General features: G+C 42.5%; 23 protein-coding genes. 5 read left to right on the forward strand and 18 right to left on the reverse strand.

Translation table 11 applies throughout. The features are described from left to right. Positions 1 to 14: 14 nt before the first annotated feature. The 14 genes from hemC to speD form a co-directional block, all read right to left on the reverse strand. Positions 15 to 926: a hydroxymethylbilane synthase gene (hemC, locus tag BLS16_RS11835; protein WP_092333456.1), complete on the reverse strand. Its 912-nt coding sequence runs from the start codon at positions 924 to 926 to the stop codon at positions 15 to 17. After that, on the reverse strand, positions 923 to 2,257 hold the full coding sequence (gene hemA / locus BLS16_RS11840) for a glutamyl-tRNA reductase (RefSeq protein WP_092333458.1): 1,335 nt from the start codon (positions 2,255 to 2,257) through the stop codon (positions 923 to 925). The genes hemC and hemA overlap by 4 nt, the downstream gene beginning before the upstream one ends. Next, positions 2,233 to 2,871 carry a precorrin-2 dehydrogenase/sirohydrochlorin ferrochelatase family protein gene (locus BLS16_RS11845; protein WP_092333460.1) on the reverse strand — a complete coding sequence of 213 codons (639 nt, stop codon included), beginning with the start codon at positions 2,869 to 2,871 and terminating at the stop codon, positions 2,233 to 2,235. Before BLS16_RS11845 ends, hemA begins: the two co-directional genes overlap by 25 nt. Before the next feature lie 109 nt (positions 2,872 to 2,980). Then, positions 2,981 to 3,868 carry a c-type cytochrome biogenesis protein CcsB gene (ccsB, locus tag BLS16_RS11850; RefSeq protein ID WP_092333462.1) on the reverse strand — a complete coding sequence of 296 codons (888 nt, stop codon included), beginning with the start codon at positions 3,866 to 3,868 and terminating at the stop codon, positions 2,981 to 2,983. Beyond that, positions 3,865 to 5,184, reverse strand: coding sequence for a cytochrome c biogenesis ResB family protein (locus BLS16_RS11855; protein ID WP_092333464.1), 1,320 nt, complete (start codon positions 5,182 to 5,184; stop codon positions 3,865 to 3,867). Before BLS16_RS11855 ends, ccsB begins: the two co-directional genes overlap by 4 nt. 108 nt (positions 5,185 to 5,292) lie before the next feature. Beyond that, positions 5,293 to 5,889 carry a TetR/AcrR family transcriptional regulator gene (locus BLS16_RS11860; RefSeq protein WP_092333466.1) on the reverse strand — a complete coding sequence of 199 codons (597 nt, stop codon included), beginning with the start codon at positions 5,887 to 5,889 and terminating at the stop codon, positions 5,293 to 5,295. A 168-nt stretch (positions 5,890 to 6,057) separates the two neighbouring features. Further along, positions 6,058 to 7,026 carry a polyprenyl synthetase family protein gene (locus BLS16_RS11865; RefSeq protein WP_092333468.1) on the reverse strand — a complete coding sequence of 323 codons (969 nt, stop codon included), beginning with the start codon at positions 7,024 to 7,026 and terminating at the stop codon, positions 6,058 to 6,060. A 7-nt stretch (positions 7,027 to 7,033) separates the two neighbouring features. Further along, entirely contained in the window at positions 7,034 to 7,399 is a 366-nt protein-coding gene (locus BLS16_RS11870; protein WP_014902137.1) for a twin-arginine translocase TatA/TatE family subunit, read from the reverse strand. A 12-nt stretch (positions 7,400 to 7,411) separates the two neighbouring features. Further along, on the reverse strand, positions 7,412 to 8,179 hold the full coding sequence (gene tatC, locus BLS16_RS11875) for a twin-arginine translocase subunit TatC (RefSeq protein ID WP_092333470.1): 768 nt from the start codon (positions 8,177 to 8,179) through the stop codon (positions 7,412 to 7,414). Positions 8,180 to 8,182: 3 nt separating this feature from the next. Next, complete coding sequence (gene mqnC, locus BLS16_RS11880; RefSeq protein WP_092333472.1) at positions 8,183 to 9,265, reverse strand: cyclic dehypoxanthinyl futalosine synthase; 1,083 nt, start codon at positions 9,263 to 9,265, stop codon at positions 8,183 to 8,185. A 23-nt stretch (positions 9,266 to 9,288) separates the two neighbouring features. Continuing rightward, the gene (locus BLS16_RS11885) at positions 9,289 to 9,951 is read right to left on the reverse strand and encodes an FO synthase (RefSeq protein WP_092333474.1); all 663 of its coding nucleotides are present in this window, start codon (positions 9,949 to 9,951) and stop codon (positions 9,289 to 9,291) included. 19 nt (positions 9,952 to 9,970) lie between these two features. Continuing rightward, positions 9,971 to 10,825 carry a UbiA-like polyprenyltransferase gene (locus tag BLS16_RS11890; protein ID WP_092333476.1) on the reverse strand — a complete coding sequence of 285 codons (855 nt, stop codon included), beginning with the start codon at positions 10,823 to 10,825 and terminating at the stop codon, positions 9,971 to 9,973. Positions 10,826 to 10,840: 15 nt separating this feature from the next. Beyond that, positions 10,841 to 11,608, reverse strand: coding sequence for a polyprenyl synthetase family protein (locus tag BLS16_RS11895; protein ID WP_092333478.1), 768 nt, complete (start codon positions 11,606 to 11,608; stop codon positions 10,841 to 10,843). Between the two features lie 257 nt (positions 11,609 to 11,865). After that, positions 11,866 to 12,243: an adenosylmethionine decarboxylase gene (gene speD, locus BLS16_RS11900; protein WP_092333480.1), complete on the reverse strand. Its 378-nt coding sequence runs from the start codon at positions 12,241 to 12,243 to the stop codon at positions 11,866 to 11,868. Between the two features lie 367 nt (positions 12,244 to 12,610). Here speD and BLS16_RS11905 point away from each other — a divergent pair, with 367 nt between their 5' ends. The 4 genes from BLS16_RS11905 (at position 12,611) to BLS16_RS11920 (ending at position 16,252) form a co-directional block, all read left to right on the forward strand. Then, positions 12,611 to 13,528 (forward strand): substrate-binding domain-containing protein, encoded by a 918-nt coding sequence (locus tag BLS16_RS11905; protein WP_092333482.1) that lies wholly within the window; start codon positions 12,611 to 12,613, stop codon positions 13,526 to 13,528. A gap of 302 nt (positions 13,529 to 13,830) precedes the next feature. Next, positions 13,831 to 14,721, forward strand: coding sequence for an ABC transporter substrate-binding protein (locus tag BLS16_RS11910; protein WP_092333484.1), 891 nt, complete (start codon positions 13,831 to 13,833; stop codon positions 14,719 to 14,721). A 111-nt stretch (positions 14,722 to 14,832) separates the two neighbouring features. Beyond that, positions 14,833 to 15,534 (forward strand): ABC transporter permease, encoded by a 702-nt coding sequence (locus BLS16_RS11915; protein ID WP_014902128.1) that lies wholly within the window; start codon positions 14,833 to 14,835, stop codon positions 15,532 to 15,534. Position 15,535: 1 nt separating this feature from the next. Further along, complete coding sequence (locus BLS16_RS11920) at positions 15,536 to 16,252, forward strand: energy-coupling factor ABC transporter ATP-binding protein (protein ID WP_092333486.1); 717 nt, start codon at positions 15,536 to 15,538, stop codon at positions 16,250 to 16,252. A 205-nt stretch (positions 16,253 to 16,457) separates the two neighbouring features. Here the strand turns inward: BLS16_RS11920 and BLS16_RS11925 are convergent, their stop codons facing one another. After that, positions 16,458 to 16,661 carry a small acid-soluble spore protein Tlp gene (locus BLS16_RS11925; protein ID WP_092333488.1) on the reverse strand — a complete coding sequence of 68 codons (204 nt, stop codon included), beginning with the start codon at positions 16,659 to 16,661 and terminating at the stop codon, positions 16,458 to 16,460. A 60-nt stretch (positions 16,662 to 16,721) separates the two neighbouring features. Beyond that, positions 16,722 to 17,816 (reverse strand): XdhC family protein, encoded by a 1,095-nt coding sequence (locus BLS16_RS11930; protein ID WP_092333490.1) that lies wholly within the window; start codon positions 17,814 to 17,816, stop codon positions 16,722 to 16,724. 356 nt (positions 17,817 to 18,172) lie between these two features. On the opposite strand from BLS16_RS11930, the gene BLS16_RS11935 reads away from it, so the two are divergent. Next, the gene (locus tag BLS16_RS11935) at positions 18,173 to 19,195 is read left to right on the forward strand and encodes a molybdopterin-binding protein (RefSeq protein ID WP_092333492.1); all 1,023 of its coding nucleotides are present in this window, start codon (positions 18,173 to 18,175) and stop codon (positions 19,193 to 19,195) included. Between the two features lie 180 nt (positions 19,196 to 19,375). Here BLS16_RS11935 and BLS16_RS11940 read toward each other — a convergent pair whose 3' ends face one another. Together BLS16_RS11940 and BLS16_RS11945 are read right to left on the reverse strand one after the other, a co-directional pair. After that, on the reverse strand, positions 19,376 to 20,536 hold the full coding sequence (locus BLS16_RS11940) for an iron-containing alcohol dehydrogenase (protein WP_092333494.1): 1,161 nt from the start codon (positions 20,534 to 20,536) through the stop codon (positions 19,376 to 19,378). Positions 20,537 to 20,876: 340 nt separating this feature from the next. Then, entirely contained in the window at positions 20,877 to 22,784 is a 1,908-nt protein-coding gene (locus BLS16_RS11945; RefSeq protein WP_092333496.1) for a molybdopterin biosynthesis protein, read from the reverse strand. Between the last annotated feature and the right edge of the window lie 11 nt (positions 22,785 to 22,795).

A 22,795-nucleotide genomic window follows, 5' to 3' on the forward strand; every position in this document is an offset into this window, starting at 1 on the left:
AGCGCACAAGTCCCCTAGCGAATTTCCTCTAATATTGAAGCAGCCCCCATCTCAATCAGACGATTAGCCACTTCGATGCCCACCTTTTCTGGATCTGTACCTTTTACTTCTGCCTTAAGTATGCGAACACCATCCAAACTTGCCACCATTCCTTGCAGGATTATCTCCCCTTCAACCACCTGCCCCAAAGCTCCAATAGGAACTTGACAGCCTCCTTCAAGTTTGCGCATTAATGTACGTTCAGCCCGTACGGCTCTTTCAGTTTCCGGATGATTTAAACGAGCTAAAAGTTCGGCAATATCAGAACGTTTCTCATCAATTTCAATGGCGATAGATCCTTGCCCGACTGCTGACAACATAATATCTTCCGGTAAGATCTGAGTGATGCGATCTGCCCAGCCCAGTCGTTTAACACCGGCAGCAGCCAGGACAATACCCACCATGTCAGATTCTTGCAACTTCCGCCAACGGGTTTGCAGATTACCTCTTAAGTCTGTGAAATTTAGATCCGGCCGATAATGTTTGAGCTGAGACTTACGACGCAAACTACTTGTTCCAATCAGAGCCCCTGGAGGCAGCTCCTCGAGTTTTACTCCATTCTTGCTTAAGAAAACGTCTCTGGGTTCTTCCCTCTCACAAAAAGCACTAATGATTAGGCCTGGGGGTAATTGGGTAGGCATATCTTTAAGACTATGAACAGCCATGTCAAGTTCGTCATTTAAGAGACCGTGTTCCAATTCCTTAGTGAATAATCCCTTATCTCCGATCTTAGAAAGTGGAACATCTAAAATCTTATCCCCTTTGGTTTTCATAGGGACAAGCACAAAATTGAGATCCGGATATAGCTTAGTTAGTTGAGATTGAACCCACTCAGCTTGCCACATTGCTAATTGGCTATCCCGAGTTCCAATGCGTATACTCTTCATTCTGCCCTCCTATGATACCCCTGCGCATGACTCTTCTTGGTCATGTTTCGACGAGCACCTTCATCACCGACATTTAAATCAAATATGTTTTGAAAAACTTCCGCATAGAGATGTCCTTGGCTTGTATTGGCATACTCTTTGAGATTGATAATCGGAATATGCAGGAGATGATTAACGATAGAATTAGCCATTGACCGGATTACCTTTTCCTGTTTAGGAGTTAATCCGCTAAAATGCTCCAAGGCACGCTCAACTTGCAGATCTCTGATTTGTTCTCCTTTTTTCTGCAGGGCTAAAATTGTTGGTACAACAGACTGGGTGTTATGCCATTTTAAAAACAATTCCATTTCTTCATCAATAATCTTTTCAGCTTTAATTGCTGCCAGCTCTCGCTCTTGATGATGTCGATCGACAACTCCCCGCAAATCATCAATATCAAACAGAGTAATTTCAGGGATATTCCCAACCTCAGGGTGAATATCCCGTGGAACCGCAATATCAATAAGCAGTATAGGACGATTTTTTCTTATTTTCATAATTTCTTGCATGCGCTCCGGCATCAAAACAAAATGCTTCGAGGCGGTGGCCGAAATAACTATGTCTACTTCCGCCAGATACTGATCTACGTCATCCAGTCGAACGGCACGACCGGCGCATTCTTGAGCCAATATAACTGCTTTATCATAGGATCGATTAGAAACTAACACAGTTGTGGCTCCGGCGGAAACTAAATGTTTGGCAGTCAGGGTACTCATTTCTCCGGCACCCATAATTAGAATACCTTTTCCTTCTAATTCTCCAAATTGCTGCTTAGCCAGCTCTACAGCTGTATAACTGATGGACACTGGATGCTGGTCAATCATTGTATCGGTACGCACACGTTTCCCCACTGCTAAGGCAGTCTGAAAAAAGACATTGATCACCTTATTAGTAACCCCTGCATCGCTGGCTTGCTGATAAGCATTGCTGACTTGTCCAAGGATTTGGGTTTCTCCCCGAACCAGCGAATCCAGTCCAGAAACTACTCGAAATAAATGGCGGACGGCATCATATAGGGTATGGGAATACAAATATTGCTCCAGAATTTTTTCCTCTATTCCATGATGATTGGAAAAAAAGTCTTTAATTGAGCGTATTCCTGTTTCTACATCCATTGTGGCAGCATATACCTCGGTACGGTTGCAGGTACTAAGGATCACGGCACCCTGAATCCCCGGACATTCTTTTAATTCTTTAAGAGCCTTCAGCATTTGAGATGGGTGAAAGCTCATTCTTTCCCTAATTTCTACAGGTGCAGTACGGTGATTTAACCCAATAGCGACAGGAAACATTTTTCTAGCACTCCTTTCGCTTCGGTCAAACGTTGAGCTTTAATAAGTTCTCTGATTTCTCCATCTGTAGCACGATTCCAAAAAACAGTGCGTTTTTCCGGAGGTAATTCAGACTTGACTCTACTTCTCCAATTTTTAAGTAACTTCAGATATTCAGCCATCTCCTGGCCGTACAAATCTTCCAATTCCCCTCGAACTTGCCTAGCTACAATGGGGCTGCTGCCTCCGGTGGACACAGCAATTTTTAGATCACCTTTTTCCATAATAGAAGGTACTATAAAACTACATTTTTCAGGATCATCCACAACATTCACGAGACGATGCTTCCCTTTAGCATCCTGTGAGACTTGGGCATTGATCTCCTCTAGTTCAGTACATGAATAAACCAACATTGAATCTTGAATATCCTCCGCGGAATATTCCTTTTCCCTCCAGAAACATGTCTTTCCATCGATTAGCTCCTTGAGTTCAGGTACGAGGCGAGGAGAAACTATCCTGACTAAAGATCCGTGATGTAAAAGGGTTTGAACTTTTCGTAAAGCTACCTTTCCTCCTCCGACAACCAAAACCGGCAGAGCGTGTAAGTCTATAAATATCGGATAATACTGGGACATATACAATAGTCACCTTCTCTAACTTTTCTCCTAGTTCTTACGTTCTTTAATATTAGACATTTTTCCTGCAAAACCTTTAACTCTCTAATTATCTAATCTAAAGTCAAATTTAAGCAATTATAATGTTTTGACTGACAGCATATGAATGTAGACCCGGCAAAAAATAATTAACTCCAAAAAACGTGAATAGAACCGCTGCAAAACCAAATATGGTCATCCAGGCCGCTCTTTTCCCTTTCCATCCATACATCAAACGGGCATGTAAGTAAGCAGCATAGATTATCCAAGTAATCAGAGACCAGGTCTCTTTCGGATCCCAAGACCAGTATGTGCCCCAAGCGTAATTCGCCCAGATTGCACCGGTAATTATGCAGAGAGTCAGGAGGGGAAAGGCAAAGCCAATTACCTTATAGGATAGCTCATCGATTGTTTCCAAATCAGGAAACCGGGAGATAATTCCCGCCCCTTGAGACTTAGCTGTTTTTCCGTTTGTTTCTCTACTTAATTTAAGCAAATACATAATCCCCAGGCCGAAAGAAATTGCAAATGCTCCGTAGGAAAACATTGCTGTAACCACGTGAAAGGTTATCCATTTACTTTTAAGTGCCGGAGGTATGGATTGAGCAATTCTTTCCTCAGCTCCCATACTCATAATAATGAACATTAAAATCATGAAAGAAATGGGCATGACAAAAGCACCTAAAGCTTTCAGCTTATAACGAAATTCGACAAACAGATACACAGAGGTAATTCCCCAAACGAAGGTCAGCAAAAACTCATAAGAATTGGAAAGCGGCGGACGACCTGCAATGATCATTCTTAAAATAATTGCTGCAGTATTAGCGACTAAGCCAACAATGGTAAGATATGTTGCAAAGCGGCCCATTAGATCTCTTTTAGTTCCAATCCAAGCCCAGTAAAATAGCATAGAGAGGGTGTAGGCCATTAACATGATATAAAAGGATGAAGTTTCCAGGTTTTGTAATCCCTGATTCACAGTGCGCCCTCCCTTTTCGATTGAATTCCCAGAATTAAACGGTCAAACTCTTGCTGGAGGCCACCTGTTACTTTACCGGCTCTGGCGCCTATGGTCAGTTCACCATTTGAATCCTGTCCGGATTTGAACACTCCCGATACTACTACAGTACGCCAGTAAAAAGACAAGATAAGTCCCAGCAGCAATAAAGCGCACCCTAGCCAAATAACCGTTACACCAGGGTCTTCTTTGACTTGTAAGCCGGTAAATCCCGCATTACCCTCCAGGGTTAGCTTATATTCACCTTGTACGTCAATGGTTTGTCCTAGGTTAATTTGGCCTTTTTGCACAGGGTCTACACCTGTTCCTCTATAGACTTGATAAAGCATAGCCGGTTCCTTTGGGTCACTCTTAATGGCTGCGGCGAGCAGATAGAGGTCAGTTCCCGGTGCTTGAAAATAATTACCCCCGTGATCTTGCAAAACAACCGGTATCTTTTGATCCTTCAGATCAACGGTTAGTCGAGCCCCATTGGCAAAACTTGCCTGATAAAAAGTCACCCCTTGATAGGTTAGGGGATGATTGACAGAGATTGTCTGGCGCAGTACTTCCTGTCCGTTCTCGATGATTGCCATATCAGTATACCAGTTATCTCGGTCTCCATTTTCCAAAAAGCGATCCTCAGCCGAATAAATATGTACATCAAAATCTTGCTTGACGCTTCCCTTGGATAAATTAATGGAACTTAGAGGCACGGTTGTCCCGGCACTAGGCATCATAAAGCCTTTAAAGCCCAGGGTTGTACCTAGGATCGCTCCGATGACCAGAACAACAAAAGAAATATGGGAAATCAGTGAGCCCCAGTTTCCCAGGCGACGTTTAACGGCTATAAAACTCCAGTCTTTGTCAATTTCTTGACTGGTAACTTTAAACCCACTTCGTTGCAGGAGATCTTGAACGGAACTCTTGAGAGGCTCTCTTTCTCCTTTTAATTTAGCTTGAATTTTATTAGGCACACTCGTAACGTTTTCTGGTGGTTTTAGGGCAAAGGTTTGCTTATAAATCCCCTGAAAACGCTGGATACTGCATACAATTAAATTAATGCATAACAATCCCATCAGTAAACGAAACAAAGTCGAACCATAAATATTAGTAAAACCAAGTGTTTGCCATAGTTCACTGACAGCTTTTGCTCCTTCAGGGTCTAAGTTTTCTTGTGGAAAAACCGTACCTATTCCCGCGACGAGAGCTACTAATCCTAAGAGTATCAGCCCTAACTTCATTGAGCTGAAAAACCGCCAAATATCCTCTACAATGCCCTCGTGTTGTTCCTTCACTAAATCGCCCCTTCTCTAGATAGTCTTTCATTATTATGGAAAAAATCTTTACGCGTTATTATACCCCAAAAAAGTATTGCTATGAAGATGGAAAGAAGGGGTAGCTAGTTAGCCCTTCTTATTAATTACACCTTCTAATAACAGAGAATGCTTATAGCTAATGTTATCCATAAAAGAAAATCCCAGATTGCTATTCAATGTAGACTTAAGAATACCGGAAAACATCTCATTAATAATTTCCGGTGGAATATCATTTCTGAACTCATTTTTGGCTTGGCCTTCAATAATAATACTGGTTAGAATCTCTTCAAATCGAGCCCCATGGGGTGGCTTTTGCTCAACCTTGTCAGGATTACGACTAAATTTGACATATAACCCTATCATCTGCTGATTGTCATCATGAGTTTTGGATATAACTTTTAGGATTTGATGCAATTTTTCCGTAGCATTTAAGTCCGAAGTTTGTATATCTTCACAGGTTTGTTTGGCACAATCTATTCTTTCAGCCAGACAGTATTTTAGTATCGCTTCTTTAGTTTCGAAGTAATTGTAAAAAGTACCCGTACCCAGAGCCGCTTTTTCCATGATCTCTGCTATAGTAGTTTCCTCTAAACCTTTGGTGGAAAACAGTTTTAGAGCTATTTCTGATATGGTCTTTTTGGTCTGAAGCTTCTTTTTCTCGCGCCTACTCATTTCCTGATGCATTAGTATCCCTCCAGAGAATTCCCCTCAGTGCAAAAAATGAATCTATTCATTTTTCATTATATTTGTAGACCTTATTATTGTCAATTAAAAATGAACCTATTCATAAATCCATAAGATAAAGCCCTGCAGACAATGCTACAGGGCTTAACTATTGGTGTGAGCTATTAACTAAAACTTGCGAGTCCGTATAAATTCAGCGAGCTCTTCCAAGGCTTTGCGAGTTGGAATCTTAGGCAGATCCTGCAAATGTTTTTTAGCTTTTTCAATATAGATGTCCACAAGCTGCATGGACTGATCAATTGCTCCGGAGGACTTAATCATGGCTATTGTTTCCCAGACCTCTTCATCCGTTTTGTCCTTTTTCTCGAGCAATTCTCTTAACTCAGAAGACTGTGGCGTTGATTTAAGAGCGAGAATCATGGGTAAGGTCATTATTCCCTGGCGCAAGTCCCCCCCAATTGGCTTCCCAAATTCAGAGGGCTTAGCTGTAATATCTAAAACATCGTCAACAATTTGAAAGGCCATACCCAAGGAATGACCATAGGCACCTAACGCCCACACTTGACGCTTAGGAGCACCTGAAACCAGTGCGCCCAATTTGCAGCAAGCAGAGATTAACAAGGCAGTTTTACGTTTTATTCGATAATAGTATTGCTTTAAGGTTTGCTCAACATCAAATGTACATTTGATCTGTTGAATCTCTCCTTGGCACATTTCAACACTGATCTCAGCTAGAATTCGCGACACTTCGGGATTATCAATCTTCGAGATAAGCATCAGTGATTTTGCTAGTAGGTAATCCCCCGTTTCAACAGAAACGATATTTCCCCATTTAGCTTTAACTGTTGCTCGTCCTCTTCGAGTCATCGAAGCATCTACTACATCATCATGAACAAGTGAAGACATATGTATGAGTTCTAAAGCCATTGCAACAGGCATTAATTTTTCCAGCGGATAACCATAGAATTTTCCTGCTAAGAGCGTAAAAGCCGGGCGCAATCGCTTTCCTCCTGCAGCCAACAAATGGATTGCAGAATCTTGAAGAATTGGATAACCCGTCTCCACGAATTTAGTCAGTTCTTTTTCAACCCGTTGCAAATCTGAATTTATTTGATTAAAGAGCCAGAGTTGTTTCAAAACCGATTCACCTGCTCGCACCCTTTTCTTCATAAGATACCATATCTGATGGCAGTTCCGCCAGTGGATTCTTCGGGATTTCATCCTCATACGTCAAAAGTTCTTCTTCTTCTGATTTAAGATCTTCCGACTCAGCTGAGGGTGACTCCGTATCCTTTTCCACAACCCGTGGCGAAGTAGTCTGTTCAAAGGCTTTGTTAATAACATTTGCCGGCGTTTCTATTGTACTTTGAAATTCCTTAGTTAATTCATTGGTAGCTTTACGAATTTCAAAAACCAGTTTACCAAGCGACCTCGCTATAACCGGCAGATCCTCTGGACCAAATAAAATAAGTACAACAACTAAAATCAAGAGGATTTCACTTAATCCCATCGGTTCCCCCCCTTACTTTAAAGCCAACTCTTTTTCTCTGCTACGCGCAACGAGATACCCCAACCAAATGCTAATTTCATAGAGAAGATACATTGGCCCCGCCATGAGGAGTTGAGTCAATAAATCGGGCGTCGGGGACACTACTACAGCTATAATTACGATAATCAGTACTGCCCAACGTCTTTTTGATGCTAAGACCTGAGGGCTTAGAACACCTATCCTAATCAGAATTAATAAGACAATAGGCATTTGAAAAACCAAACCAAAGGTTAAAAACATGGTGGTTAGGAATCCGAAATATGAGGCCTTAGTTAGTAACGGAGTGTAGGAGGTTATTGCATCACCACCTACAAAAAGCAGAAACTTCAACCCTATTGGCAGTACTACGAAAAAACATAATCCAACTCCACTGAGAAAGAGGATTACAGAGCTAGGCACTATAAAGTACAAATATTTCCGTTCATTTTGCTTTAAGGCAGGCAAGACGAAGCTCCAGATCTGCCAGATTACAATAGGGAGAGATAATACTATCCCAATCAGCAAAGCTACCTTAACTTTAACTAACATCGGTTCCATGGGTGTCGTAGTAATAAACGTAATACCTTGCAATCGAATTACGGGATCTGCAAGATAAGCAAAGATTCGATCACTGAAAAACCATCCGATAATCGTACCAATTAATATAGCATACGCAGATATTATCAGCACTTTGCGTAAGGCTTTTAAGTGATCCGTTAAAGGCAAATTTGCCTCATCGTGCTTACGCTGTCGCCTGCGCATCCATTACACTTCCTTCCTGTAGACCTTTAGATATTCGTAATGGGTATTGCGTTGCACAGCTTGATAGCCAGCATCTTCAATACAGCGAATAATCTCTTGCAACGGGACACGTGTTTGAACACCTGCAGCTCGAACCACATTTTCCTCTAACATGGTACTACCAAAATCATTGGCTCCAAAACTTAAAGCAACTTGGGCCATCTTAGCACCTTGAGTCACCCATGATGCTTGAATGTTAGGGACATTATCCAGCATTAAACGAGCCACGGCCAGAGTCCTCAAATACTCTACTCCCGTACTGCCCTCTCCACCAAGTAATGTGTTTGTAGGAGCGAAACTCCAAGGGATAAAAGCAGTAAATCCGCCCGTTTGATCTTGCGCTTCTCGAACACGAGCCATATGTAAAATTCGTTCTTCAAAGGTCTCGACATGCCCAAACATCATTGTCGCAGTAGTTTTCAGTCCGTGCTTATGGGCAGTCGTCATAACCTCCATCCACTTCTGCCAGCCGATCTTATTCGGACTTATTAAATGGCGTACACGGTCATCGAGGATTTCCGCGCCTCCTCCGGGAATCGAATCCAGCCCGGCATTACGGAGACGTATGATAACTTCCTCAATTGACAAATTAGATTTATCCGCCAGATCCCATATTTCCGGAGGGCTAAAGGAGTGAATGTGAATAGGGTAATGAGTTTTGATATCTTGCAGCAGGTTCTCAAAGTACTCCAAATTCAAATCAGGATGCAGTCCCCCTTGAATCAAGAGCTGAGTTCCTCCTACTGCTAGGGTCTCTTCAATTTTAGCACGTAATACGTCTTGTGACAAAATATATCCTTGGGGATCACCCGGCTTACAATAAAATGCGCAGAACTTACATTGACAAGAACACACATTTGTATAATTAATATTTCGGTCAATCACAAATGTCACTACCTTTTCAGGATGCATTTGTTGTCTAACAAGATTTGCTCCTTGTCCCAAAGAAAGAAGATCAGCATTTTGTAACAGTTCAATTCCATCAGAGATGGACAACCGTTCACCCGCTAAACGTTTCTCGATGATCTTCAAGGTTTCCGTCTGCAATGCCCTTATCCTCCTTCTAAAGCTTAGTCCCTTTCGACAGCCTCTCGCCCTGCCTTTTGTATTAAGTGGATCAAGGCACCCTTGCTCATACTGAGGCTTGCCCCAGAGATGGGCGTACCCTGTTCCTCGAGAACAGTACCATCTAAATCATCGACTCCGAAGGCCAAGGAAACTTGAGCTAATTTTTGCCCTAATAACATCCAATAAGCTCTAACATGGGAAAAATTATCGAGAAGAATTCTCGAAATTGCCAGCATCTTTAAATCTTCATTACCGGTTGTATTTCCGACACCCATACTTCCTTCAAATTGTTGTTCCTTTGCATAATAAGGAACCGGACTGAAGGTGCTGAATTGATTAGCTTGGTCTTGTTGGTTTCGAAGTCGCATCAGACTGTCAATGAACCCTTCTTGGGATATTGGGCTGCCATAGCTCATTAAGGCGGTTGAGAATCTTTCCTTTTCAGTGAGAGACCCTCCAATATCAGCGAAGTCAATCGGACGATTAACCTTATAATAGGTTTTATTGCCGTTTTTCTGTTCGCGCACGAGATTAGCCATATATCCCAGGGTCAATATCTCTTGAGTTTTCAGCAAACGTACGCCGTCATCAAGATCTAAACGTTGACCGTTTTCAATTTTATCTACCAGATCCTTAAGTTCGCTTAGGGCAAACAGTGAGGGCATAGTTTACCTCCCTTTAGATTCAGTGCAGTAAGGTTAAATCCAGAACCGAGAAAACAAAAAGTAAGATGCTTAAATAACCATTCAGGTCAAAAAAGGCAACTCCAATCTTGGAAAAGTCGTCTGCCGAAACAAGATGATGTTGTCGAAAAAGTAAGACGATGGCAATTCCGACCCCTAAGTAATAAAGCCAACTTAATGACATAACTACTCCTACTAAAATGAAGAGTATTGGTGCCAGAATATGTAGAAATGATGATATTTCTAAGGCTCTCTTCAAGCCAAAAACTGCCGGTATCGAATGCAGTCCTTCCTTACGGTCAAACTCAACATCCTGGCAGGCATAAACAACATCAAAACCTGCAACCCAGGTCATGACTCCAAGCCCTAAGAGGACGGGTGCTAAAGCCCAATGACCCGTTATCCCTATCCAAGCTCCTGCAGGAGCTAAACCCAAGGAAATTCCCAGTACTAAATGACAGGCCCAAGTAAACCTTTTAGTATAGGAATATAACACCAGAAAAAATACAGCAATCGGCATCAACCACAAGGCCAACAAATTAAGATTGTACGCTGATATACCCAGAAGCAGAAATGATAATACAGTATATACATAAACCTCATTGACTCTAAGCTGACCGGCAGGCAGTGCCCTAAGTGCCGTCCGAGGGTTACGTGCATCAATATGCCTATCAACCAGTCTATTTAAAGACATTGCAGCCGTTCGAGCTCCAATCATGGCTAGAGTTATCCACAAAAGTTTCATTCCGGAGGGAACACCCCCTGCTGCCAAAAAGGCTCCTAAGTAGGCAAAAGGAAGAGCAAAAATAGTATGCTCAAACTTGATCATTTCGAAAAAAACTTTTAATTTATCCATAATTCACCCCGTTCGTTAAGACCCTATCTCTGAAGCTTTATACCCTACATTCAGTTGTCCTGATATGTATTGATAAACTTCTCTCAGAGGACGAAGCTCAAGTTGTGATTCAGCCGAAATTTCTTCTAAAATGTCATTAGCTCTACGAAGAATAGACTGAATAACAGAAGTCGCCAAACCTTCTTTCCAAGCTCCCCAAGCCAAGCCTAGCTCCCACCCAAAAGATTCAAGTTTTTTCTGCAGGGGAATTGAGACCCCCGCAAGTTCAGCACTAAGTCGAGCTGCTGTCCCAGTTAACGATGCACTCTCTAGTGCAATTATTTTAAGCAGCTCATCCCCACTTAAATCTTTATCCCGGGAAAGCCAGCGAGAAATACCTCCTTGACTCATTGTACCCATCACTTGAGCCAGAGGGTCTAAGTAAAGCAACAATTTCTCACGACAAAGCTCCAGAAAAAACTTTCCATAGAGCAAGTCTCCAACAAGCACCGGAAACTGCCTGCGTTCTTCTGGGAGATCCTCATCATCCTTCATCAGTTTATGTACCTTATTTGCCATAAAAATAAATTGAATAATGCCAGCTAATGCTTCTGATTTATCGTTATCCTCTGTACATGAACCACTTACTGCTAAAACAATGGCCGGACTCACAGTGTGATCCAGTTCATTCATTTCCAGGTGTACCAGTTCTTCAAATCCAGCTGGCTTAAAATTAATCTCTTTGCGCAAATGCGCCTGTACGTTGTTCAGTTTCCCTCGGAAGCTGAAATCTACGGGAACCATGTAATCGCTCCTTGTCTTCCATTCGGACATTAACCTATTATGTATTCGATATATTTATTCAAACTCCTGCCCTATTTATGCAATATACTCTGATAATATGACATTATTATCGAAAGAATATGTGTATTTTCTTAAAAATGTAATAGACCCTGCAACTTTACTCATAAGTTACAAGGTCTATTAGGTACCAGTAGTAAAAAAGAACCTGTCTTCTCCATCCGTACTTGACTTAGTCCGGAATAAAATAAATATCCCTCCTATATATTTACCGCTTCCTTTGATTCGTCAACAATACCACGCTTCATTTCCGTTGCTGTCATATGCCCTGCTTCGAAATGGTCGGTTAAATAATTGCAGGCATCCCAGGGATTGACACTGTCCCCGCACGTGAAGACGTCTACTGCCGCGTATCCGAGTTCTGGCCACGTATGGATGGCTAGGTGTGATTCAGAAATCACTACAACACCACTCACCCCTTGAGGACTAAACTTATGGAATACTACCTCACGAACTTCGGCACCAGCTTCTAAAGCTGCGTTGACCATTAGTGCTTCGACCTGCTCACGATCATTTAAAATGTCGAAACTACACCCATAGATTTCAGCCAACACATGACGTCCAAGAGAATTTGCCAATTGTGATCTTTGCCCCCTTTTCTTACTAAAAAACATGAAAAGAATCTGGGTGGATCTTCGATTTCCTCAGATCATCTCCAAATTTCCATCACGTTAAATTCTAGCATAAAGTACCGTCTTGTCAATAAAATTTTATTTTTGTATCAGATCATTTTACGTTTCCTTACTCCAAGATGTGTAGAGAATACTCTTATATATTTTTCAGCCTTATTCAGTCATTGATTTCCCTAACAACTTAACAAGAACAAAGCTTAGGATAACCCAACTTAAACATATTAAAACTAAGTAGATCCTTCTAATCTATTGACTTGCCTCCATAGCTAATCTACACTTAAAATCATGAGATATAAGAGAGAGGTGAGTCTATTTGAGCCTAACTTTAACAGCTGCAGAAGCAGCGAAAATTCTTAAGGTTTCCAAGTACACTCTTTATGAACTTGTAAAACGGGGAGAAATACCCGCTCACCATATCGGGCGCCAGCTTCGCATTGATCCTGCTGTTCTAGATCAATACTTACGCGGAACCCTTGGTATTAATGATCCCCCTCCCAAACCTATCTCAACTCCCCCACTTGTATCACCTACCCTTCGCTTCATCGGAAGCCACGATCCAGTCGTTGAACTACTGTTCGAATTTCTCAGACACACTCCCCTTCCCATTGAATCCTCTATCTCCTTTAGAGGAAGCATGGACGGACTTATCTCTCTATATAGAGGAGATGCTGATATCTCAGGGATACATCTATGGGACGATGTCTCCAAGGATTATAATATTTCCTTTGTCAAACATGTAATTCCCGGTGAATCCGTTTGTATTGTCAATTTAGTCCAACGTGAGCAAGGTTTTATTGTGGCACCGGGGAATCCCTTTAATCTTCAGACATGGGAAGATATCACCATCGAGGGTCTGAATTTTATCAATCGTCAAAAAGGGTCTGGAACACGCCTCCGTCTCGATGCCTATTTAAAAGCTGCAAACATCTCACCTGCACGAATATTGGGATATGAGCATGAAGAATCTACCCATTCCGGGGTGGCATGTCACGTCGCCAACGGGCAAGCCGACGTCGGAGTCGGGGTTAAAGCTGCCGCCCAACGCTTAGGTCTCGATTTTATCCCTTTGTTCCAAGAACGGTATGACCTAGTGTGTATGGGAAAAACCACCAAAACTCCCGTTTGGCATCAACTCTTAAGTGTTTTAAAATCCCCTGGATTTATCCAAGCCGTTCATCAGCAAAAAGGGTATGATACTTCCTTGACCGGGAAAATCCTTCTTAATACATAGGCAGCGTTGGGTAAAGAGTAAGAAGTTGATTTAAAATTAATATATTTTAGCAAACATTTCAATTGCTCTTACTTGGATTTATGGTTTGATGCCTAGTAATTTTTCTAGACATCAAATTGTCTTGGCATGATATATGCATATATGTTATTTATGTCAACACAGTCAGTAAAGCAAACCAGGGACGGTTCCTGGCCTGTATATCCTCTGGATTAAGCTGAACTAGTGTTAGGGATCCCTATCAGAGTGTCTTTATGTATGATAGCTGATCCAGCAAATAATTTTTAAAGAGGAGGAAATAATTAATGAAGAAGAATATTTTCAACCGTCTTACATTCAGTTTTGTCCTATTTGCATTTGCCATTATGTTAACCCTTGTTGGGTGCGGGAAAACTGAGACACCGGTTCCAACACCTTCCACACCTCAAGCTGAAACTCCAAAGCCTGAAAGACCTGATATTATCCTCGCTACTACTACCAGTACCCAAGACAGCGGTTTACTGGACGTTCTGATACCGGATTTCGAGAAAAAAACCGGGTATAAAGTTAAAACCATTGCTGTTGGCACTGGCGCTGCTTTAGCAATGGGTGAAAAAGGGGATGCTGACGTTTTATTAGTCCATGCCCCCTCTTCTGAAAAAAAATTAGTTGATAATCAAACCGCGATCAATTACCAATTGGTAATGCATAATGATTTTGTGATTGTTGGGCCTTCCGCAGATCCGGCCAAAGTAAAGGAAACTAAAGCTGTTGTAGACGCCTTTAAAGGGATTGCTGCCACTTCCTCAATTTTTGTTACCCGTGGAGATGATTCCGGAACCGATAAAATGGAAAAAGCCTTGTGGGTAAAGGCCAATGTCAAACCGGCAGCAGATAAATATCAATCAACTGGTCAGGGTATGGGCCAGACTCTCACTATCGCCTCTGAAAAAGCCGGGTATACTTTAACCGATCGCGCTACCTACTTAGCTACCAAGAAGAATTTAAAACTCGATATTCTTCTCCAGGGAGATGCGGCCCTTTTAAATATTTATCACGTCATGCAGGTCAATCCAGAGAAATTCCCCAAAGTCAACGCCGATGGTGCGAAGGCCTTTGTTGAATATATGATCAATCCAGATACTCAAGCCACTATTGGTTCATTTGGCAAAGATAAATTTGGAGAAGCTCTTTTCTTCGCTGATGCAGGCAAGTAATTAAGAACAAATTAGTTATTTAATTCAGACAGAAGAACCGTCCCTCTGTCTGAATTTCTGTCTGAATCCGTTTATCCCTTTGTTTATTACCATGAAAGGGAAATAAAACCTATGGAAATGATCTGGCAAGGAATTTTAGCGGCTCTCCGCCTTCTCATAACAGGGGATCCCGAGGTGATGGAAATTACCCTTCTCACCCTTAGGGTTTCTACTATCGGAACTTTAATAAGTCTTTTAATCGGGATTCCATTTGGCACAGTTTTAGCTCTCAAAGCCTTTCCCGGACGTCGAGTTGTCTTAAGCATTGTGAATACCGGAATGGGATTGCCTCCGGTAGTCGTGGGGCTTTGGGTCTCGATATTCCTTTGGCGTTCAGGTCCTTTTGGCTTTTTGAACATTATGTATACCCCAACGGCCATCATCATTGCTCAGGCAATTATTGCTTCCCCAATAGTAGCTGCTTTAACTTGCGCAGCTCTTCAACAAACCAACCCCAAATTGAGGTTACAAATCAAAGCACTGGGAGCAACTCGCTTACAATATGTTTGGCTGCTCCTTAAAGAGGTTAGGTATTCTCTACTTGCGGCAATTATTGCCGGCTTTGGGGCAATCGTTTCAGAAATTGGTGCTTCCATGGCTGTTGGGGGAAATATTCAAGGCCAAACTCGAGTTTTAACAACAGCAACAGTCTTAGAGGTCTCCAAAGGTAACTTCGATATCGCTATTGCCTTAAGTATTATTTTATGCTTACTTGCTTATGGGGCCACATTATGCTTGACTCTACTTCAACAGAAACAGCAAGGGGGAGCTTAGTGTGCTCGAAGCTAAAGAGATAAGTTGGCTTCAGGGCCAAAAGACCATTTTGCACAAGATTAATTTTCAACTATCGGCAGGAGAATGTGTTGGGCTAATCGGTCCAAACGGTTCAGGTAAAAGCAGCATGTTGAAAATTCTCGCTTTTTTGGAGCCCCCAACCTCTGGGCAGCTCTTTTTCCAAGGAAATCCAATGCCTACAGCAGTTCCACTTGCAATTAGGCGTAGAATAGCAATTGTCTTCCAAGAATCACTATTACTAAACACAAAGGTTTTTGACAATGTTGCCCTGGGGCTAAAAATCCGAGGACTCCCCCCTAAAAAAATTCGGGAGCAGGTAGATTTTTGGCTGGAACAATTTGGTGTGGCTCATCTTTCCAAACAATCTGCACGGTCGCTCTCCGGAGGGGAAGCCCAGCGAGTAAGCTTAGCCAGAGCCTTTGCTATTGAGCCTGACATCTTATTCCTTGACGAACCCTTCTCGGCCCTAGATGCGCCTACTAAAGAAGCACTACGGGGCGATCTGGCAAAAGTTTTTAAATCTACCCAAACCACTACACTTATAGTAAGTCACGATTTCAAAGACATTCTCCATTTAACCAAGAGAGCCTTGATCCTTCTAAATGGGAAAGTAGTAACGGAAGGTTCTCCCGCTCAACTTCTGAAGGAAAAACACAATGAAGAAGTTGACCGTTTTCTCTCTCATTTTTCAGCCTAACCAAAAAAAGGGTTGTCTCATTATGAGTGTCCTCAGACATTCATAATAAGACAACCCTTTTGGGTGTACCTAATAGTAGTAATTGTACAATCACAGACACTTGTTTAACTCTAAAAAAAGCACCCCTCATCCTGAGCATGTCCCAGATTCGTCACCGGTGACGAATCTGGGACAGCTTAATTGTCTGTAGATGGCCCCCCAGGTCTTAGCTATTTTTCCCTAACGTGAAACCTTTGATGCTTTCTTTGCGCCGCTCATTTTGATCTTCTATGAGATGTCTTTTAGCAGCAGTCAACTCACCGGCGTGCTTTTCTAAGTAATCTTCGGCTTCTTTCAAATTAGCTACCGTGTTGTCCATATGTTCTTGCAGATGAGCCTTATAGTCCGCTTCGTTATCCGTCTTAGTCAACCTTTAATCACTCCCATTCGATCATGATTTCCTTTTTAGGATGACCTAAAGGGTAAGAAGTTATGTGTCAAGTTCCCTTTGAACTTTGATCAGCTCAGCAAGTATACAGACTGCAATTTCTTCAGGGGTCTCAGCCCCAATTTTTAAGCCTATAGGAGAATACACTTTTTGCAAAGCTTCACGGGTAATACCTTCAGTCTCCAAATCCAAAATTAGGGATTTAACCCTTTTTCGACTACCGATCATCCCAATATAAGCGGCAGGTTTGTTGATCACTTTCCTTAAACACACTTTATCATAACGATGCCCCCGGGTAATGATCACAACAAAGGTTTGTGGGCTGATCTCGATGCTCTCTAACGCTCGTTGAAAGTCGTTGCAAATCACTCTATCTACCGTACTAAATCGATGTGTATTCGCAAAGGATGGACGGTCATCCACCACTGTTACCTCATAGCCAACAATTTTGGCCATAGTTGCCAGGGGGACTGCAATGTGACCGGCCCCAAGAATCAATAATTGAACCACTGTCGTCGCCGGCTCTACCAGCAATCGATAAGCTAATTCAGGAGAAAAGCTCTCACAGGGTTCAAACTCAGAGCTCAAACATATAATGGAAGGTTGACATCTTCGTCCACCTTTTTTGCCTTTCTCCAAGGCTATCTTATTTAATTCATTGCTGCCCAAATCTCCGAGAATATTAAGATTTTCAATCGAGAGCTTATTTCCCAATAATTCATTATTTTGGGCTTGGATTACCGTCACGAGAATTGGGTGGTTTTTACTCTCAAGAGCCGCTAGATAATCCTTATAGAAGTCTATCTTTTCTGCAGAACTCTGAGTATCAACATACTCGATGAATAATTCCATAATACCACCGCAGACCATCCCCTCTTCTTGAGCAATATCTGCGGTCATATTCAAACTATATATTTTAGATTTATGTGCTGTTATAACATCGAGAGCCTCGCGCCTGCCTTCTGCTTCGCCACACCCACCTCCAATAGTTCCAACCGTCGACCCATCGGCAAAAACTAACATCTGGGCTCCGGGTTTACGGGGGGTGGATCCCAATACACTTGTTACAGTAATTAAAGCTGCTTCTGATTTAAGTTCTAATGCCCTTTTAAGTCCCAGATACACCTGTTTATCCATAGTTCGATCTCCCTAGAAACTGCCTTTACGGTTGAAAGGCAGCCTTAATTAATTACTTTCATACTCAGATTATATCAGTATAACATACTTAAGGCGAATCTTCTCTCGCAGGGGACGGGGGTGTTGTGGGGACGGTTCTTTTAACACACTATAGTGTGTTAAAAGGACCGTCCCCACAACACGCCCACATTCAACCTTGGAAGATATCACCTGGCTTAACAAGCTTGACCTCCCGCTGAGAATGCGATACCATCATGTATACAAGTATATTATGTACAGGGAATTCGCTGCTCCTTATCTTTTTAAGCTATACAGACGTGACAATTTCACTTATATAAGTATTGGAGGCTATCCCCATGGAAAAAATTAAAGTTCGAGATTCTGTTGGTGCAACCCTCATTCATGACATGACTCAAATTATCCCGGGTGTCGTTAAGGGCCCCAGGTTCCGCAAAGGTCATGTTATCCGTGAAGAGGATATTCCCGTTCTGCTAAGCATGGGTAAAGAGCATATTTACGTTTGGGATCAAAAGCCAGGCCTGATTCACGAGAACGAGGCCGCCGAGAGACTTGCTCAGGCAGTAGCCGGTTCCGGACTTATCCTTGATGAACCTAAAGAAGGGAAAATCACACTTACCGCTGCCTACGACGGACTGCTTTACTCTTCGGAAGAAGGGGTTTTAGCTCTGAATACTTTAGAAGGGGTTATTCTCTCTACTCGTCACAACCATTATCCGGTCAAAAAGGATGACAAAATTGCCGGAACTCGTGTTGTTCCTTTAATGATTGAAGAAAAAATAATCCTGGAGGCCGAAGAAACTGTTAAGGCTTTCTCATCTCCCATTCTTGAAGTGCGGCCCCTTAAGCCTTTTAAGGTAGGACTTATTATAACCGGAAGTGAAGTCTTTCATGGGCGAATTAAAGATAAATTTGGCCCCGTACTACGTTCTAAAGTTGAAAACTGGGGATCAACTATCCTTGATCAAAAATTTGCCAATGATGATGTTGCAATGATCCAAAGCAGTATCCAAGATCAGTTGGCACTGGGTGCCGAAATGATCTTAGTCAGCGGCGGAATGTCCGTAGATCCTGATGACGTCACTCCCACAGCAATCAAAGAAATGGGGGCTGAACTCGTTACCTATGGAGCCCCGGTATTACCCGGTGCCATGTTTTTGTTAGCCTATATTGGAAATGTTCCTATTATGGGCTTACCCGGGTGCGTTATGTATGCTAAGACTACTGCCTTTGATTTAATTGCTCCCCGAATTCTCACCGGTGAAAGACTGACACGCCACGATATTGTAAAACTTGGTAGTGGCGGACTTTGCCTTGAATGCCCGATTTGCACCTATCCCCACTGCTCATTCGGAAAATAATCGATCAGCTCGTCCAATGATAGTTCAGCTATTGGTTCTATCCACTGATGCCAAGTAAAGGGGTACCCTCTGGTGCCCCTTTACTTATACATTCTGATATATTAAAAAAGCTCGCAGGGAGTAAAAAATCCCAAGCGAGCTTTCTGGCGTTTTATTACCTTACTCTAGACAATGCCTAAATTACATAGCATCTTTATAAATTTGAATTACTTGTTCAAGAGTCGCTGTGCGAGGATTAGTAGCTTGACATGCATCTAACTTAGCATTACCAGCCATCAGTTCAAAGTCTTCTTCTTTAACATTTAGGGCAGACAATCCGGTAGGGATTCCAACATCTTGAGATAAGGTACTGATTGCGCTAAAGCATTTTTCTGCTGCATCTCTCGCAGAAAGCCCTGTAATGTTTTCACCCATTGCTTCAGCAATCTCCCCATAACGCTCCATATTACCAATCATGTTAAAGCGTGAAACATGAGGAAGAAGAATTGCGTTACATACCCCATGAGGCAGATTATAGAATCCTCCTAATTGATGAGCCATTGCATGGACATAGCCGAGGCTGGCATTATTGAAAGCCATACCTGCTAGGAATTGGGCATAAGCCATTTGTTCACGAGCTTGGAAGTCATCACCGTTGGCAACTGCACGGCGTAAATATTTACTGATTAATTTAAAGGTCATCAGAGCAGCTGAATCTGTAACCGGTGTTGCGGCTGTGGATACATAGGCCTCAACAGCATGAGTCAGAGCGTCCATTCCGGTAGCAGCGGTTAAGCTAGGTGGTTGTTTCATCATTAGTAAAGGATCATTAATCGACACGTTTGGAGTAACATGCCAGTCAACAATGGCCATTTTTATATGTCGAGCAACATCTGTGATAATACAGAATCTTGTCATTTCTGCAGCTGTACCTGCGGTAGTGTTGATAGCGATCATTGGAGCCATCGGTTTCGGGGATTGATCAACGCCTTCATAGTCGTTAATTCTTCCACCATTACCTGCAACCAGTCCGATTCCTTTGGCACAATCATGGGCAGATCCTCCACCTACGGAAACAATTAGATCACATTCTTCTTTATTGAAAATCTCTAATCCATCATGTACGTTTTTATCCGTCGGATTCGGTTCTGCGCCCCCATATATAGTAACTTTAAGGCCTTCTTTGGCAATGATGTCAGCAATTTCTTGAGCCATACCAATTTTTTCGAGATAAGCATCGGTTACCAATAGTACACTTTTTCCGCCTAATAGTTTCGCTTGTTTACCGGTTTCTTGGGCTGCTCCTGCACCCATAAGGTTAACTGTTGGCATAAAATACCCGTACACTTGATAATTTGACATATTCGTTTCCTCCTATTCATTCTTCCGTGTTTCTCTGAAATATGTTATCGCCGTTAATGTTTAATTTATATTGCAAGACTCATGCCAAAAGTCTGAAATATTTGATTTATCAATTCCGAGTGCCTGTTTGTAGGCTATATTCTTTATTTTTCAAATAATTTAAAGACTCATTATAATTTTAATTAATTATTTATTGCTCTACTTTGGCACACTTGTTTTGAGAAAAGCACCATATTTGAACACTTAATTCTTAGATATTTACCCGTCAAATAAAAAAACGACAAACACTAAAAGCATTTGTCGCTCTAAAATATAAAATTTACTAACTGCAAATTAACTGTTAAATGTAAAAAACTCCTGTCTCTCTCACATCATATCCGCCCAAGGCCAACACTTCGTCTTGGAATTCTTTGCTTTGAATCACGGAAATCATGGCCTTCATGCGCGGTTCCTCAAGATACTCACGAGGAATTGCCAAGTCATACCGTTCTTCTCCAACGAAAATATAGTCTAAACCCAAGGCTTCCGCGGCGCTTTGAATACCCAGGCCCACATCAGCGGCACCCGAGGCTACTGCGATAGCAACGGCTAAATGGGTAAATTCTTCTCGCTCATACCCTAAAATTTGCTCCTTGCTTAGTCCTTGCTGCTGGAGCAAGTAGTCAAACAGCACTCGAGTTCCGGATCCCCCCTGCCGATTAACAAATCGAACACCGGGCTTAGTAAAATCCGCCAGGGTCTTTATATTTAGAGGGTTTCCTTTGGGTACGATAAGCACTTGAGTCCTATAAACCAAGTTCATTAAAGCCATATCTCTTCCCGGTAAGAAACGTTTTAAGTAGGCATGATTATACTCCCCTGTCTCAGGATCGAGTAAGTGGATACCGGCAAAATGAGCTTCCTCTTTGCGCAAGGACAGGATCCCGGCCAGACTCCCTACATGTGCCGATGCAATCCCCCCGAAGCCGCCTCTGGCTTTCATATGGCTGCTTAAAACGTCTAGGGTAAGATCATGAGATCCAATGCAAACAAGGGTTTCTTCTAACTCTGAAACCGGACGCAGCAGCTCAATAGGAACTGTTTCACCCTCATGAAAGCCTTCTTGTAAGCGTGGTACTCGCAAAATCCCATCAGCTCGTACTAGACTCATGGTCACACCGGCTCCTCGGCTTAAAGGGGCGGCAACCCAACGCTCTCCGACTTTTCCAACTTTGACCCGAACGAACTCTTCACTACCCAATGAAGAAAATACTTTTTTACTGATTACCGCGTCCAGACTAGTCTGGGAATCTTTACTTAAGCCTTGATAATGCTTTACCCATGGTTCTAAGAACAAGTGGGCGGTCAAATAAGCGGAAACTGGATATCCCGGGATTCCAATCGTTGGCTTATCTTGAACTTCACCTAAGACCACTGGCTTTCCCGGTTTAATAGCTACTCCATGAAGATAAAGATTCCCATGCTTACTAACTAAACTCGATGTATAGTCATCCCGCCCTTGGGATGATCCGGCAATGATGACTAAAATATCTTGTGATGCTGCCATTTCTAGAATCGCTGCTTCCAGCAATTCCGGTTTATCCGGCGTAATCGGCCATATGGTTGCTGATCCGCCCCATTCTTCAACAAGGGAAGCCAGCACTGTGGAATTACTGTCGACAATATCTCCTACCTGAAGGTTTGCCTCCACGGGACGTATTTCATCCCCTGTTGGTAAAATGCCAACTCGGGGTTTACGTCGTACTTCCACCTCTAACACTCCCGCCGCCAGTAATGCCCCTTGATCTTGAGGCCTAATGCGGTGGTGAATGGGCAAAAGCACCTCCCCTTCAACCATGTCTTCTCCCACAGGCCGCACATGATTCCAAGGTACAATAGGAGCTTGGAGCAGAATTCCTTGCTCACCCAATTCCAAAACATCTTCCAGCATGACGACGGCATCCATTCCCTCCGGAAGCGGGTCTCCTGTATCTACTTGAATGGCTTGCACTCCCAGCTTTAACCAACGGGGCTCTCTCTCAGAGATTCCATGAGTATCCCTAGCCCTAAGAGCATAACCATCCATGGCTGAAGCCGCAAAATGAGGCGAACTCTTTTTAGCCCGAACAATTGCCCCTGTAATTCTATGCAATGCTGAGCGCACATCGATAAATTCGTTTTTTGGAATACAACGCACTGCAAGCTTGTCCATCATCAGCTTGAGTCCATCCTGCCAAGTTGTATTTTCAAGATATATTTGGCGTTCCACCTTATTAAGCC

This window comes from Desulfosporosinus hippei DSM 8344 (genome assembly GCF_900100785.1).
In the GTDB taxonomy this organism is placed as follows: Bacteria; Bacillota; Desulfitobacteriia; order Desulfitobacteriales; family Desulfitobacteriaceae; genus Desulfosporosinus; species Desulfosporosinus hippei.

Coding starts and splice junctions, on each gene's coding strand:
- BLS16_RS11860 (WP_092333466.1), bottom strand. CDS start 5,889: ATGCATCAGGAAATGAGTAGGCGCGAGAAAAAGAAGCTTCAGACCAAA.
- BLS16_RS11845 (WP_092333460.1), bottom strand. CDS start 2,871: ATGTCCCAGTATTATCCGATATTTATAGACTTACACGCTCTGCCGGTT.
- BLS16_RS11885 (WP_092333474.1), bottom strand. CDS start 9,951: ATGCCCTCACTGTTTGCCCTAAGCGAACTTAAGGATCTGGTAGATAAA.
- BLS16_RS11910 (WP_092333484.1), top strand. CDS start 13,831: ATGAAGAAGAATATTTTCAACCGTCTTACATTCAGTTTTGTCCTATTT.
- tatC (WP_092333470.1), bottom strand. CDS start 8,179: ATGCGCAGGCGACAGCGTAAGCACGATGAGGCAAATTTGCCTTTAACG.
- BLS16_RS11890 (WP_092333476.1), bottom strand. CDS start 10,825: ATGGATAAATTAAAAGTTTTTTTCGAAATGATCAAGTTTGAGCATACT.
- hemA (WP_092333458.1), bottom strand. CDS start 2,257: ATGTTTCCTGTCGCTATTGGGTTAAATCACCGTACTGCACCTGTAGAA.
- BLS16_RS11870 (WP_014902137.1), bottom strand. CDS start 7,399: ATGGGATTAAGTGAAATCCTCTTGATTTTAGTTGTTGTACTTATTTTA.
- BLS16_RS11935 (WP_092333492.1), top strand. CDS start 18,173: ATGGAAAAAATTAAAGTTCGAGATTCTGTTGGTGCAACCCTCATTCAT.
- BLS16_RS11915 (WP_014902128.1), top strand. CDS start 14,833: ATGGAAATGATCTGGCAAGGAATTTTAGCGGCTCTCCGCCTTCTCATA.
- BLS16_RS11930 (WP_092333490.1), bottom strand. CDS start 17,816: ATGGATAAACAGGTGTATCTGGGACTTAAAAGGGCATTAGAACTTAAA.
- BLS16_RS11940 (WP_092333494.1), bottom strand. CDS start 20,536: ATGTCAAATTATCAAGTGTACGGGTATTTTATGCCAACAGTTAACCTT.
- BLS16_RS11895 (WP_092333478.1), bottom strand. CDS start 11,608: ATGGTTCCCGTAGATTTCAGCTTCCGAGGGAAACTGAACAACGTACAG.
- hemC (WP_092333456.1), bottom strand. CDS start 926: ATGAAGAGTATACGCATTGGAACTCGGGATAGCCAATTAGCAATGTGG.